This window comes from Streptomyces sp. MMG1533 (assembly GCF_001279775.1).
GTDB lineage: Bacteria > Actinomycetota > Actinomycetes > Streptomycetales > Streptomycetaceae > Streptomyces.
On record NZ_LGDG01000038.1, the window covers coordinates 1 to 13,944 of the forward strand.

Here is a 13,944-nt window from a genome sequence, read left to right on the forward strand (position 1 = left end):
CCCCGGAACTCACCCCCCTCGCCGAGGTACGCTGAGAACCCGCCACCCCCGGAAGAAACCGGGCGGCCCCCCTGTTGGCCCCGGCATGACCACCACCCCGGCCACCTGGATCGCCGCCCACCGCTCCGCCGTCATCAACCCCCACGACGACTTCACCGTCTTCGAAGTCCGCGGCTTCACCGACCAGACCGTCCGCCAGACACTGCGCCTGGCCGGAGGCGGCGACGCCCTACGCGTGAGACTCAGCAACCGCTACGGCAAGGAGCCACTCGACATAGGCGGAGCACACCTCGCCACACGCACCGCAGGCAGCCGCATCGACCCCACCAGCAACCTCCCCCTGCACTTCGGCGGCGCCGAAACCGTCACCATCCCCGTCGGCGAGGAAACCATCAGCGACCCCGTCGAACGGCCCGTCACCGCCGGCGAGGAACTCACCCTCAGCCTCTACCTCCCCGGCGACACCGGCCCCACCACATACACCGCCGTCCCCTACGACACCGGACACGCCGCCCCCGGCAACCAACTCACCGCCGAAGTCCTCGAAAACGCCGAAGAGCTGCCCACCGGCCACCTCCTCACCGGCATCGACGTCCTCGCCCCCGCCGACACCCGCATCGCCGTAGCCTTCGGCGACTCCTGGATCGAAGGCGCCGCCACCACACCCGGCACCGACAGCAGCTTCCCGGCCCAGCTCAGCCGCCGACTCGGCCGCGGCTGGATCGTCAACCAGGGCCTCTCCGGCAACCGCCTGCTCACCGACGAGATCGGCGACCACCTGCTCGCCCGCATCGACCACGACGTCCTCGCCGTACCCGGCGTCAGCCACGTCATCATCCACATCGGCCTCAACGACCTCGGCATGCCCGGCCACCGCGCCTACCCGGAACCCGCCGAAGGCCCCACCACCACCGAATTCACCGCCGGACTCACCGCCCTCGCCGACCGCCTCCACACCGCCGGACTCACCGTCATCGGCTCCACCATCGGCCCCTACCGCGGCACCCTCCACGACGGCTACGACACCGAGACCGGCCAGACCACACGCCGAGAGATCAACACCTGGCTCCTCGGCGACACCCACCCCTTCGACGCCATCATCGACATCGCCACCGCCGTCGCAGACCCCGCCCAGCCCGACAGGATCCGCGACGACTTCAACAGCGGCGACGGCCTCCACGTCAACGACGCCGGCGCAAAAGCGATCGCCGACGCCGTGGACACCACATTGCTGGATCTCTAGAACACCGGCGTGCCACCCCGCGTCAGCTTCCAGTCCACCGACGCGAAGTCCTTCGGGTCCAGCACACCCTTCGCCGTCACCCACTCCGAGATCCGCGTCCGGATCTCCGTCGACTCCGCCCACAACTCCGTCGCCGACGCCACGTGCGGGAACGCACCGCCACCATTGGCACGGTAGTTGTTCACCGCCAGCACGAACCGCTGCGCGTCATCCAGCGCGGCACCGTTGTACGAAAGGTTCTTGATCCGCGAACCCGCCGCCTGCGCGATGTCGATCTCGTACGTCAGACCCGACACGTAGTCGTAGTTGTAGTCCGGACGACCACCGGCGTTCGTCAGCTTCTCCACGTCGACCACCGCATCCGCCGCCGTCTGCACGAAGTACTCCGCCGAATACTCCAGATACGCCCTGATCTGCGCACCCGTCATCAACTTCGCGACCAACGTGTTGTCGTACACATACAGGCTCGACAGATCCCGGATCGTCACATCGCCGGCCGGGATCTCCGACGTCCGCGAGAACGGCGACGCCTGCGCGATCACCGGCACCGACGCGTACTCGGAACCCGCCAGAGCCGCCCTGACGACGTCCTCCTGCACCTTCGTGATCAGGTCGATGATCGGCGCGTCCTTGTACCGCGCCTCCACCGTCGTCAGCGTCGCCGTGGCCGTACCGACCACCTGGTTGACGTACTCCACCACGACATCGTGGTCGTCCTTCAACAGCTTCGTGATCTTCGGATCGTCGGCCACCGAGTTCGAGTTCAGCACCGACGCCGAGACCGACTCGACCGACCAGCACCCCTTCTCGAAGACCAACTCGAAGTCGAACAGCGACAAGCGCTCCGCATAGGCCAACGGCTCCGACAACACCACCGTCCTGCCCGACTTCTCATTCGTGACCAACAGCTCCGGAATCTCCACATGCGCATGCCCGACCAGAATCGCGTCGATCCCCGGCACCTGCTGCGCCACCAGCGCCGCCGAATTCTCGACGTACGGCAGCTGGTCACCGTACGAAGACGTACCCGACGAACCGGAGTGCGCCGACACCACCACCACGTCCGCACCCATCGACCGCAGCTTCGGCACCCACTTCGCCGCCTGCTCCTCAAGCCCCGGGAACGTCAACTTCCCCTGCACATACGCCTTGTCCCAGATCGCGATCCCCGGGTTCGTCAGACCCAGCACCGCCACCTTCACCGGCGGAGCACCCTTCACCCGGAACTTCTTGATGAAGTACGGCGGGAAAGCCGGCTTCAGCGTCTTCGCGTCCAGCGCGTTCGCACCCAGCAGCGGGAAGTCGCACTGCTCCTCGAACTTGCGCAGCGTCTCGATGCCGTAGTTGAACTCGTGATTGCCGAGCGCCACCGCGTCATACCCGATCGCGTTCATCGCCGCCGCCATCGGATGCACCGGACCACCCACGGCAGTGATCGGGTCGACCTTCGCGTAGTAGTACGTCAACGGGGTGCCCTGGATCGTGTCACCCGCGTCCAGCAGCAGCGTGTTCCGGCGGCCCTTCTCCCTGCGGACCTGGTCCACCAGCGTCGACACCCGGGCCAGACCCTGCGCGTTGCCCTTCGCGTCGGTGTACTCCGCGTTCTTGAAGTAGTCCCAGTTGAAGATGTGACCGTGCAGGTCCGTCGTGCCCATCACCGTCAGCGAGTACCGCTTCGCAGGCCTGGAACCCTTCTTCGCCTCCGCAGCCTGCGCCGCCGGAGCAGCCACCGAACTGGCCAGCGCGACACCCGCACCGGTCACAGCGGACTTCTTCAGGAACTTCCGACGGTTCAACGGCATGTCTGCTTCTCCTCGGGGAACGGTCAACAACGCGCGTAGATTCTGACCCGGACATGCCGCACCGCAATAGACCCCGCACGTTTCGATCTGGTGACCAGCAGGGGCGTCAAGCAAGTAAGAAGTGACAGAGTGGGGCGTATGACCACCCCACCATCCGAGGAGCCCCAACCCGCCGTCCCCTACGGCACCCCCGACGCACCCCGCATCGCCGTCCGCGGCGAAGCCCGCCTCGAAGTCGACCCCGAAATCGCCCGCATCGGCGTCACCGTCGCCTCCCGAGGCAAGGACCGCCGCGCCGCCCTCGACGACCTCACCCGCCGCAACACCGCCGCCCTCGACCTCATCAAGACCTACGGCGACGCCGTGGAACGACTGGAGACCGGCTCCTTCTCCATCACCCCACAACTCAAGGAACACGGCCGAGGCGAACGCATCCACGCCTACCACGGCCGCGTCCACATCACCGCCGAACTCACCGACTTCACGGCTCTCGGCGAACTCACCACCCGCCTCGCCGACTTGGACCTCACACGAGTCGACGGACCCTGGTGGGCCCTCCGCCCCGACTCACCCGCCCACAGAAAAGCCCGACAACAGGCAGTCCGGGAAGCCGTCCAACGCGCAAGGGAATACGCCGAAGCCCTCGGGACCACCCTGGCGGCCCTGGTGGAACTGGCCGACATCGGCGCCGAAAACGCCCCACCGCCCTACCCCGCCGCCCCCGGCAGCCGCATGCGCTCCGCCTCCTACGCCGCCGAGGACACCGCCGCCGCCCCGCTCGACCTCGAACCCCAACGCCAACGCGTCCAGGCCCAGGTCAACGCACGCTTCACCATGGCCCCACCGCAATTGTCATAAGAATGCGCCGGGGCACCCCGAAATGCTCATCGGAGCACCCCGGCGCACAATTCAACACTTGTCAATAGCGCTTCACCCAAAGGTTGTTGAGTAGTCACGCCCGACCAATTCCCTACCCACCGGTAAGCTCTAGGGTCGAAACATGCGCCGAGCAAAAATCGTCTGCACCCTGGGCCCCGCCACCGACTCGTACGACCAGATCAAGGGACTGGTCGAAGCCGGAATGGACGTCGCCCGATTCAACCTCAGCCACGGCACCTACGCCGAACACGAGGAGCGCTACCAGCGCGTACGAAAGGCCTCCGACGAGACCGGCCACAGCGTCGGCACCCTCGCCGACCTTCAAGGCCCGAAGATCCGCCTCGGCCGCTTCACCGAAGGACCCGTACTCCTTGAACGCGGCGACACCTTCACCATCACGGCGGAAGAAGACGTCGAAGGAGACCGCCAAACCTGCGGAACCACCTACACCGGCCTCGCCACCGACGTCACCCCCGGCGAACGCATCCTCGTCGACGACGGCAAAGTCTGCCTCGAAGTCACCGGCATCGACGGCCCCCGCGTCCACACCACCGTGGTCGAAGGAGGCATGATCTCCGACCACAAAGGACTCAACCTCCCCGGCGTCGCCGTCTCCGTCCCCGCCCTCTCCGACAAAGACGAGGCCGACCTCCGCTGGGCCCTGCGCACCGGCTTCGACGTCATCGCCCTGTCCTTCGTCCGCAGCGGCCGCGACATCGACGACGTCCACCGCATCATGGACGAAGAAGGCCGCCGCCTCCCGGTCATCGCCAAGGTCGAAAAGCCCCAGGCCGTCGACGCCATCGACGACATCGTCGCCGCCTTCGACGGCATCATGGTGGCCCGAGGCGACCTCGGCGTGGAAATGCCCCTCGAACAGGTCCCGATCGTCCAAAAGCGCGCGATCAAGCTGGCCAAGCGCAACGCCAAACCGGTCATCGTCGCCACACAGATGCTCGACTCGATGATCGACAACTCCCGCCCGACGAGGGCCGAAGCAAGCGACGTGGCCAACGCGGTCATCGACGGCACGGACGCGGTCATGCTGTCCGGCGAGACCAGCGTCGGCAAGTACCCCATCGAGACGGTCGCGACCATGGCGAAAATCGTCGAAGCGGCCGAAGAAGACATCCTCGCCAAGGGCCTCCCGCCCCTGACCGAACACAGCAAACCCCGCACACAAGGCGGCGCGGTCGCCCGAGCAGCCGCCGAGACCGGCGACTTCCTCGCCGCCAGGTTCCTCGTCGCCTTCACCCAGTCCGGCGACACCGTCCGCCGCCTGTCCCGCTACCGCTCGCCCATCCCGCTGCTGGCCTTCACACCAGAACCGGCGACCCGCTCCCAGCTCAGCCTCACGTGGGGCGTGGAGACCTTCCTGGGCCCGCACGTGGAATCCACGGACGCGATGGTCGACCAGGTGGACGACCTGTTGCTGAAGTACGGCCGCTGCCAGAAGGGCGACATCGTCGTCATCACCGCCGGCTCCCCACCCGGCGTCTCCGGCTCGACGAACCTCGTCCGAGTGCACCACATCGGGGAGGACGACAGCCCCAAGTAGCGGGCGGAGGGCTCCTCTTGAAGAGGGGCCCTCTTCTTTTCCGCGCGGGGTCAGTGCTTGGGGCCGACGTGGGTGTCCATGAGGGCTACGGAGGCTTTGCGGGCGATGGAGATGTTGAAGGGGTCGCTGCCGCGAGCGAGGGTCGTCCATTCGACGCCCACCCTGCCGAGGGCATTGGTGAAGAGCTTCCGGATGTCGTCCGATTTGTTGGAGAAGAAGTACCGGGGGTATTCGTAGCGCTTGCGCTCACCGGCGACGAGGCGGGTCGTCCAGTTGGTGATGCGGCACCCGTCCGAGTGGATGAGGCCGCGGATGAACTCCCAGGGGTGGGCGTCGACGATGGCTTGCTGCCAAGGCTCGAGAGTGATGGCGCGCTCGTGCTTCTTGCCGGGGCCGTGCTGCGGGAACAGGCAGTGCAGGTGCTTCGAGTAGACCTTCACGTTGCGGCAGCCGGTCTTGCGGACGCGGCAGACGGAGTTGTCGGGGAAGACCGCGCGCATCGCCTGCTCGCAGTTGTCCATGAGGCCCGGCCAGGATTCGTCGCATGTGATCATGAGATTGGGCACTCGATGCCCGGAGTAGTGGCTGATGTGGCCATCGCCGAGGTAGAGGCCCAATAGGTAGCTGTATGCGGGCTCGTCGAGGTGCCGTCCGTCGCACCGGGGACACTTGGGGTCGTGCTTGCCTGGACACTCGCCGCGTTTCGCTCGGTCGAGGTGCCTCCAGTAGCCGACTGTCCCGAGCGGGACGTTGAGTTTCCGGGCGACATCCGCGTTCTTCACGCCGTTGCGCAGCAGCGTGAGCGCCTTCTGTCGAACCTCAGTGCCGTGAAAGTTCATGCGGACACCCTGTGTCACTGATCGTGACGGCACGCAGCAAAAAGCGGATGTTCACGAGAACGTGAGCATCCGCTTTTGCTGAAAAGTGCCCGGTGTGGGATTCGAACCCACATGCCCTAAGGCACGGTGGTTTGAGCACCGCGAGTCTGACCAGTTCCTCCAACCGGGCAAGCTGTTCAGCTGTCGGGAAGTGTACCGGGTCACCGCAGGTCCCTGCCTCTAGGTAGGCTTCGAAGCAGCAGCACTGCCCGGCCCGCAACAAGGAGCCCCCGTGACCGCCCCCGAGTCGCCCCAGCCCGTAGACGCGCCCGACGACGACAAGTCGCACGTGCCTCCGCTGACGACCCGTGTCGTCATCGCCGAGGACGAGGCCCTGATTCGCCTCGATCTCAAAGAGATGCTGGAGGAAGAGGGCTACAGCGTCGTAGGCGAGGCCGGTGATGGCGAGCAGGCCGTCGAGCTTGCCCGCGAGCACAAGCCGGACCTCGTGATCCTTGACGTGAAGATGCCCAAGCTCGACGGGATCTCCGCCGCGGAGAAGATCGCCGAGGAGCGCATCGCCCCGGTGCTGATGCTTACCGCCTTCTCGCAGCGTGACCTCGTCGAGCGTGCCCGGGATGCCGGTGCCATGGCGTATCTCGTGAAGCCGTTCAGCAAGAGCGATGTCGTGCCGGCGATCGAGATGGCGGTGTCGCGCTTCACGGAGTTGAGGGAGCTGGAGAACGAGGTCGCGGACCTCACTCTGCGGCTGGAGACCCGGAAGTTGGTGGACCGTGCGAAGTCCATCCTTCAGACGGAGTACGGGCTGACCGAGCCCGCCGCGTTCCGTTGGATCCAGAAGACGTCGATGGATCGTCGGATGTCGATGCAGCAGGTCGCCGAGGCGGTCATCCAGGATGCCGACGAGAAGAAGAACGGCAAGGGCTGACCTCAGCCGTACCGCATGCGAAGAGGCCCGCGTCCCCGGTTCGGGGGCGCGGGCCTCTTCGTGTGGCCTGGAGTGCGTCCTAGTCCTCGCCGAGGTATGCCTTCCGTACGGACTCGTCGTGCAGCAGGTCCTGCCCGCTGCCGGAGACGACGATGCTGCCGACCTCCATGACGTGTCCCTGGTCGGCCAGGGAGAGGGCGGCCTGGGCGTTCTGTTCGACGAGGAGGATCGTCGTGCCCTGGGACTTGAGCTCGGAGATGGTGGCCATGATCTTCTGCATCATGATGGGGGAGAGGCCCATGGAGGGTTCGTCCAGCATCAGGAGCTTCGGCTGGGACATCAGGGCTCTGCCCATCGCCAGCATCTGCTGTTCGCCACCGGAGAGGGTTCCCGCGGCCTGCCTGCGACGCTCTCCCAGGATCGGGAACAGGTCGTAGGCGCGCTGGATGTCCTTCTCGATGCCTTCCTTGTCCTTCCTCAGGAATGCGCCGAGCTGGAGGTTCTCGGCGATGGTGAGGCGGGGGAAGATGTGGCGGCCTTCGGGGGAGTGGGCGAGGCCGAGGGCGACGATCTTGTGGGCGGCGACGCCGGTCAGCGGCTTGCCGTCGAAGATGATCTTTCCGCTTGTGGGCTTCAGCAGGCCTGAGAGCGTGCGCAGGGTGGTCGTCTTGCCGGCGCCGTTGGTGCCGATGAGGGTGACGACCTGGCCGGCTTCGACGCTGAAGGAGATGCCCTTGACGGCTTCGATCTTGCCGTAGGAGACCCGGAGGTCTTCGACCTCTAGCAGTGCGGTCACTGGGCTTCTCCCTTGGTGCTGGTGGTGCTCTGCGCGTCGGCTCCTGCCTCGGCCGCGGCGACTTCCGCCGCCTCCGCTTCTCCGGGCTCGCCCTCGAACGGTTCGCCGAGGTAGGCGGCGATGACGCGCTCGTCGGCCTGGACGACCTCGGAGGTGCCTTCGACGAGCTTTTCGCCCTGGACGAGGACGGCGACGCGGTCGCACAGGTTGAAGATGAAGCGCATGTCGTGCTCGATGACGAGGACGGCGACGCCCTTGTCGCGGATGGCGAAGACCAGTTCTTCGGTGGCCCGCGTCTCCTGGGGGTTCATGCCGGCGGTGGGCTCGTCCAGGAGGAGGAGGCCCGGCTCGGACGCCAGCGCTCTCGCGATCTCGAGCTTGCGCTGTTCGCCGTAGGGGAGGTTCCTGGCGAGGTGGTCGCGTTTGTGGGCGAGGCCGATGAACTCGAGGAGTTCCATGGCCCGTTCCTCGCTGGCCTTTTCGGCCTTCTTGAAGCCGGGGCCGCGGAGGAGGGCCGACCACAGGCCTTCCTTGGTCCGCGTGTGGCGGCCGACGAGGACGTTTTCCAGGACCGTCATGTTGGCGAACAGGCGGATGTTCTGGAAGGTGCGGGCGATGCCGGCCTGGGTGACGAGGTGGGGCTTGGGCGGGAGGACCTTGCCCTTGTACGAGACCGTTCCCTCGGTGGGGATGTACAGGCCTGTCAGGCAGTTGAAGAAGGTGGTCTTTCCGGCGCCGTTCGGACCGATGAGACCCACGATCTCGCCGGTGTTGACCGTGAAGTCGACGGAGCGGACGGCGGTCAGGCCGCCGAAGCGCATGGTGACGTCGCGGGCTTCGAGTACTGGTGTTGTCATGTCGGTCACGCCCCCGCCTTGGTCACGGTGGCCGGTTCGTCGGTCAGCGTTGTCTGTTCTGGGATGTCGAGTTGGCCGGTTTCGTGGAACTCCAGCTGGTTGCGGCGGTTGGCGATGATGCCTTCGGGGCGGAAGCGCATCAGGAGGATGAGCGCGACGCCGAAGGCGAGCAGCGACTTGTCCTGGAGGAACACGAGCTTCTCGGGCAGCAGGTAGAGCAGGGCTGCGCCGAGGAGCGGTCCGGCGACTGTGCCCATGCCGCCGAGGACGACTGCGGCGAGGAGGAAGGCCGAGTTGGGCGGGGTGGAGCCGGCGAACTGGTACGGCGTCGGGACGACGCTGTAGGTGACGTGGGCGCTGACGGTGCCGGCGAGGCCGGCGAGGGAGGCGCCGAGGGCGAAGGCGATGAGTTTGACGCGGAAGCCGTTGATGCCCATGGCGGTGGCGGCGGTCTCGTCTTCGCGGATGGCGATCCAGGAGCGGCCGATGCGGGAGTCGGCGGCGCGGGTGTAGACGAGCACCACGATCGCCATGATGAGGACCATCAGCAGGTAGTAGTTGGCGAAGCGGCCGAGGGTGAAGCCGGCGATGTCGTGTGCTTCGCCCATGTTGAAGCCGAAGAAGCTGAGGTCGGGGATGGACGGGATGCCGTTGGGCCCGTTGGTGATGTCGGGTCCGGAGACGCCGTCCATGTTGTTGACGGCGATGCGGAAGATTTCTCCGAAGCCGAGGGTGACGATGGCGAGGTAGTCGCCGCGCAGTCGCAGGGTGGGGGCGCCGATGAGGACGCCGAAGAGGAGGCTGGCGGCGGCGCCGGTGAGGGCGGCGGCCCAGAAGGGGAACTGGACGCCGGAGAAGGTGGAGAACTCGGAGCCGGAGACGAGTGCGGCGGTGTAGGCGCCGACGCCGAGGAAGGCGACGTATCCGAGGTCGAGGAGGCCGGCGAGGCCGACGACGATGTTGAGGCCGAGGGCGACGGTCCCGAAGATCAGGATGTTGACGCCGATGTTGGCGTAGTGGTCGTCGGTCTGGGTGAAGGGGAACGCGATGGCCGCGAGGAAGCCCATGGCGAGCGTGAAGCTGCGGTTGTGGGCGACGAGGCGGGAGAAGCGGTCCATGAGGCCGGCGGTGTGCAGGGCCCAGGCGAAGAAGACGACGACGATGAGGTAGCCGATGAAGAGTTCGCCGTACTCGGTGTCGATGCCGTAGGTGAAGACGGCGAGGCCGAGGATGGTGGCGAGGGTGATGACGGCGCGTTCCAGCCAGGGTGTGAGGGGCTGGGCGGCGGGGATGGCATCGGGTTTGGTGATGTACGCCTTGAGGCTTTCCTTGGTGCTGTTCTCGGCGGTGCCTTCTTGGGGGAGGGCGAAGGCGCCGAGGACGGGCAGCAGGGAGGCGATGGCTGCGATCCAGCCGCCGGGTTCGAGGTTGACGACGCCGCCGAGGTTGCTGGCGATGGCGATGACGGTGAACCAGGTGGTGCCGAAGCCGCCGAGGGCCGCGAGGGTGAGGGGGGCGTTGTTGCGGGCGGGCAGGAGCCAGCCGAGGCCTCGGACGCCGTAGAGGGAGAGGGTGAAGAGGGTGGTGAGGAGGCCGGCGGTGAAGGTGAGCCATTGCAGGCCGCCGGGGTAGCCGTTGATGGTGAGGTCGCCGGGGAACTTGGAGGTCCAGGTCCAGGCGAGGAAGGCGGAGGCGGCGGTGGCTGTGCCGCCGGCGAGGAGGAGGCCGCGGGCGGCGGCTTCCGGGAGGGGGATGAGGCCGCGGGTGGCGGGGCTGGTGGTGGTGTCGGTCATCGTGATCACGCCCTGTCCGCGACGCGTTCGCCGAGTAGGCCTTGTGGCCTGACGAGGAGGACGATGATGAGGAGGGCGAAGGCCCAGACGTTGGCCCAGCCTTGGCCGCCGAGTTGCTGCATGCCGGGGATGCCGTCGATGTAGGCGGAGGCGAGGGTTTCGGCGATGCCGAGGACGATGCCGCCGAGCATGGCGCCGTAGATGTTGCCGATGCCGCCGAGGACGGCGGCGGTGAACGCCTTGAGGCCCATGAGGAAGCCCATGCGGTAGTCGACGTTGCCGTACTTGAGGCCGTAGGCGACGGCTGCTACGGCGGCGAAGAAGCCGCCGATGGCGAAGGCGATGACGATGATGCGGTTGGTGTCGATGCCCATGAGCTGTGCGGTGTCCGGGTCTTGCGCGGTGGCCTGCATGGCGCGGCCGGTGCGGCTCTTGCGGACGAAGAAGGCGAGGCCGGACATGCAGATGATGGCGGCGGCGACCAGGAAGATGTCGGCGTCCTTGATGGTGATGGAGCCGATGTCGTGGGTGGCGTCGAGGCCGGGGAAGGCGCGGGCGCGGTCGGCGTCGGGGTAGAAGTTACGGACGACCTCCTGGAGCGCGAGGGAGAGGCCGATGGCGGTGATGAGCGGTGCTAGCCGTGGTGCTCCGCGCAGTGGCCGGTAGGCGAACCGTTCCGCTCCGACGGCGATGAGGATGGCGACGATTCCGCCGCCTATCAGCATCAGGGGGACGGCGATGGCCATCGCTGTGCCGTCGGGGAGGATGTAGAAGTAGACCGTGAGTGCGCCGAAGGCGCCGGTCATGAAGATCTCGCCGTGCGCGAAGTTGATGAGCTGGACGATGCCGTACACCATCGTGTAGCCGATGGCGATGAGCCCGTACATCGAGCCTAGAAGCAGCCCGTTGGCCAGCTGCTGCGGCAGGGTGTTCACCGCATGGCCTCCATGTCGCTGGTGGTCGTGTGCACTGGATGCGTGCCGGGGGGTCTGGGTGTGGAAACGGGCCGCGCGGTCGGGGTCCCCTTCCGCGCGGCCCGTGGTGAGGTGTGGTGGGGCCTGGATCAGCCGAGGTCGGCGGTGCCGGTCTCGACAGCCTTCCACGCACCCTTTTCGACCTGGTAGACGGTGAGCTGCTTGTTCGTGGTGTCGCCGTACTGGTCGAAGGCGACCTTGCCGCTGATGCCTTCGAAGTCGGACTTCTGGACCTCGTCGACGACGCTGGAGCGCAGCTTGTTGATGTCGGAGGGGACCTTGCCGTCGTTGGCGTCCACGGCGGCCTTCACGGCCTTGATGATGGCGGTGGTGGCGTCGTAGGCGTAGGCACCGTAGGCGCCGTAGTCACCCTTGTAGCCCTTGGCCTTGTACGTCTCGATGAACGTCTTGGCGGCGGGCAGGGTGTCGGCGGGGACGCCGATGGCGGTGGCGAGGTCGCCCTCGGAGGAGGCGCCGGCGGTTTCGATGTAGGTGGAGGCGAACATGCCGTCGCCGCCGAACAGCGGGATCTTGACGCCGCCGTCCTTCATCTGCTTGGTGATCAGCGCGGACTCGTCGTACTGGCCGCCGTAGTAGAGCAGGTCGGCGCCGGAGTTCTTGATCTTGGTGACGAGGGAGCCGAAGTCCTTGTCGCCGGTGTTGACGTGGTCGGTGGAGACGACCGTGCCACCGAGCTTCTTGAACTGCTCGGCGAAGATCTTGGCCAGGCCGGCGCCGTAGGTCTGCTTGTCGTCGACGACAAAGACCTTCTTCTTCTTGAGCTTGTTGTAGGCGTAGCCGGCGGCGAAGCTGCCCTGCAGCTCGTCGGTGGTGGCGGTACGGAAGTACGTCTTGTAGGGACGCTTCTTGTCCGTCTGCCAGTTCTTGCCCTGGGTCAGCTCGGGGTTGGTGTTCGAGGGGGAGATCTGGACCATGTTGGCCGAGGCGAACACCTGCAGCATCGACTGGGCGACGCCGGAGTTGAGCGGGCCGACGGAGCCGACGGCGGTCTTGTCGCCGGTGATGGCGGTGGCGTTCGACTGACCGGTGGCGGGCTGCGCCTTGTCGTCGTAGGCCTTCAGCTTGAACGTGACGCCGGGGACGAGCTTGTTCTTGTTGGCGTCGTCGACGGCGATCTGGGCGCCGTACTGGATGCCGAGGCCGGTGGTGGAGTTCTCACCGGAGAGCGGGGCGTCCACACCGATCGTCAGGGTGGTGCCGTCTCCGTTGTCGCCACTGTCGCCGCTGTCGTCACGGGAGCCGCAAGCGGTGAGGGTCAGAGCTCCAGTCGCGAGGACGGAGGTAAGTATCACCAAGGAACGTCGCACAATCAGTCCTTTCCGCAGTCACTGCCATCCCTGTGGGGGCGGCGGGTGCCGCGCTGGTACCGAACTCCCGATGGAGCGGTGACTGGCCGTGACTCTAAGCCCGGTCTGTGGGCAGGGGCATCGCCCGCAGCTGGCTTGTGACTTTCTTGTTATGACGTGATGGAGGGATCGCTTCGCCGAAGGGAGCTCTCGGACGGTTTGGCGGGCTTTCTGCTCAGTCCGCATTCTGAGAACCCGCACTTCCGCTTGGCAGTGGGGCCGGTCGTGCGGGGGGCGGGTCGCAGGCGGTGTGGAGGAGCTCGGAAAGGTCGCGGGAGAAGGCGCCGCCGAAGATGAAACTATGGCGCTGTATTGCACGCATGTTACGCAGCGTTACGTCGAGAAAGGGAAGATCCGCATTCAGGGGCAGGTCCGAACAGTCGGAAACGGTGATCTCCACCGTGATCCGGCGGGGTCGGCCGACGTGCACGGTGAAGTCCGGTGCGGGTGTGGCGTGGGCGTGGAGGCCGGGGGAGGAGGTGCCGGTGACTCGGAGTGTCACGGGCGGGCCGTGGTCGATGGAGACCGCGAAGCGGAAACGGCCTGTGGTGGTGGGGGAGTTGGTGGTGGGGGTGCCGGGTCCCAGATAGTGCCATGCGGTGACGTTGGCGGGCCAGGGGACGGGGGCGGGTGGGTCGGAGGTGTTGGGGGTGGGGGCGAGGAGGACTCCGGCTGCGATGGCTGCGGTTGCGGTTGCGGCTGTGGCGAGGGTGGCTCTGCGGGTTCGTGGGGGGAGGGTGTTCCAGCGCTCGCTCAGGCGTGGTGCATCGACGCCGATGACGTCGTAACTCTTGTCTGGCTCGTACGAGTTGACGGGTTCGACGGGTTCGGCGGGTTCGGCGGGTGCGACGGGTTCGACGGGTTCGACGGGTCCGGTGCCGGTCATGGCGGCAGCCTTATGGAGGAAC

At 66.6% G+C, this 13,944-nt stretch carries 12 protein-coding genes and 1 tRNA gene; 4 read left to right on the forward strand and 9 right to left on the reverse strand.

What is annotated here, in order from left to right; genetic code table 11:
- The first annotated feature begins 85 nt into the window (after positions 1–85).
- Complete coding sequence (locus tag ADK57_RS06925; protein ID WP_053748465.1) at positions 86–1,243, forward strand: GDSL-type esterase/lipase family protein; 1,158 nt, start codon at positions 86–88, stop codon at positions 1,241–1,243.
- Here ADK57_RS06925 and ADK57_RS06930 read toward each other — a convergent pair.
- Positions 1,240–3,045 carry a bifunctional metallophosphatase/5'-nucleotidase gene (locus ADK57_RS06930; RefSeq protein WP_053748466.1) on the reverse strand — a complete coding sequence of 602 codons (1,806 nt, stop codon included), beginning with the start codon at positions 3,043–3,045 and terminating at the stop codon, positions 1,240–1,242. The two genes, ADK57_RS06925 and ADK57_RS06930, sit on opposite strands and share 4 nt — an antisense overlap.
- Before the next feature lie 138 nt (positions 3,046–3,183).
- Here ADK57_RS06930 and ADK57_RS06935 point away from each other — a divergent pair, with 138 nt between their 5' ends.
- Both ADK57_RS06935 and pyk read left to right on the forward strand, forming a co-directional pair.
- On the forward strand, positions 3,184–3,903 hold the full coding sequence (locus ADK57_RS06935; RefSeq protein WP_053748467.1) for an SIMPL domain-containing protein: 720 nt from the start codon (positions 3,184–3,186) through the stop codon (positions 3,901–3,903).
- A gap of 142 nt (positions 3,904–4,045) precedes the next feature.
- Positions 4,046–5,482: a pyruvate kinase gene (gene pyk / locus ADK57_RS06940; RefSeq protein ID WP_053748468.1), complete on the forward strand. Its 1,437-nt coding sequence runs from the start codon at positions 4,046–4,048 to the stop codon at positions 5,480–5,482.
- A 50-nt stretch (positions 5,483–5,532) separates the two neighbouring features.
- Here pyk and ADK57_RS06945 read toward each other — a convergent pair whose 3' ends face one another.
- Positions 5,533–6,321, reverse strand: a complete 789-nt coding sequence (locus ADK57_RS06945) for a helix-turn-helix domain-containing protein (RefSeq protein ID WP_053748469.1) — start codon at positions 6,319–6,321, stop codon at positions 5,533–5,535.
- 86 nt (positions 6,322–6,407) lie between these two features.
- Positions 6,408–6,490: transfer RNA gene (locus ADK57_RS06950), tRNA-Leu, on the reverse strand.
- Positions 6,491–6,592: 102 nt separating this feature from the next.
- Here ADK57_RS06950 and ADK57_RS06955 point away from each other — a divergent pair.
- Complete coding sequence (locus ADK57_RS06955) at positions 6,593–7,249, forward strand: ANTAR domain-containing response regulator (RefSeq protein ID WP_053748470.1); 657 nt, start codon at positions 6,593–6,595, stop codon at positions 7,247–7,249.
- A gap of 79 nt (positions 7,250–7,328) precedes the next feature.
- Here the strand turns inward: ADK57_RS06955 and ADK57_RS06960 are convergent, their stop codons facing one another.
- The 6 genes from ADK57_RS06960 to ADK57_RS51955 all read right to left on the reverse strand — a co-directional run bounded on the left by ADK57_RS06960 (position 7,329) and on the right by ADK57_RS51955 (position 13,922).
- Complete coding sequence (locus ADK57_RS06960) at positions 7,329–8,045, reverse strand: ABC transporter ATP-binding protein (RefSeq protein ID WP_053748471.1); 717 nt, start codon at positions 8,043–8,045, stop codon at positions 7,329–7,331.
- Positions 8,042–8,902, reverse strand: coding sequence for an ABC transporter ATP-binding protein (locus ADK57_RS06965; RefSeq protein ID WP_053748474.1), 861 nt, complete (start codon positions 8,900–8,902; stop codon positions 8,042–8,044). Before ADK57_RS06965 ends, ADK57_RS06960 begins: the two co-directional genes overlap by 4 nt.
- A gap of 5 nt (positions 8,903–8,907) precedes the next feature.
- The gene (locus tag ADK57_RS06970) at positions 8,908–10,695 is read right to left on the reverse strand and encodes a branched-chain amino acid ABC transporter permease (protein WP_053748475.1); all 1,788 of its coding nucleotides are present in this window, start codon (positions 10,693–10,695) and stop codon (positions 8,908–8,910) included.
- A gap of 5 nt (positions 10,696–10,700) precedes the next feature.
- Positions 10,701–11,630, reverse strand: a complete 930-nt coding sequence (locus ADK57_RS06975) for a branched-chain amino acid ABC transporter permease (protein ID WP_053748472.1) — start codon at positions 11,628–11,630, stop codon at positions 10,701–10,703.
- Positions 11,631–11,758: 128 nt separating this feature from the next.
- Positions 11,759–12,985 (reverse strand): branched-chain amino acid ABC transporter substrate-binding protein, encoded by a 1,227-nt coding sequence (locus tag ADK57_RS06980; RefSeq protein ID WP_053748476.1) that lies wholly within the window; start codon positions 12,983–12,985, stop codon positions 11,759–11,761.
- A gap of 226 nt (positions 12,986–13,211) precedes the next feature.
- Positions 13,212–13,922 carry a hypothetical protein gene (locus ADK57_RS51955; RefSeq protein WP_053748473.1) on the reverse strand — a complete coding sequence of 237 codons (711 nt, stop codon included), beginning with the start codon at positions 13,920–13,922 and terminating at the stop codon, positions 13,212–13,214.
- Positions 13,923–13,944 lie beyond the last annotated feature (22 nt).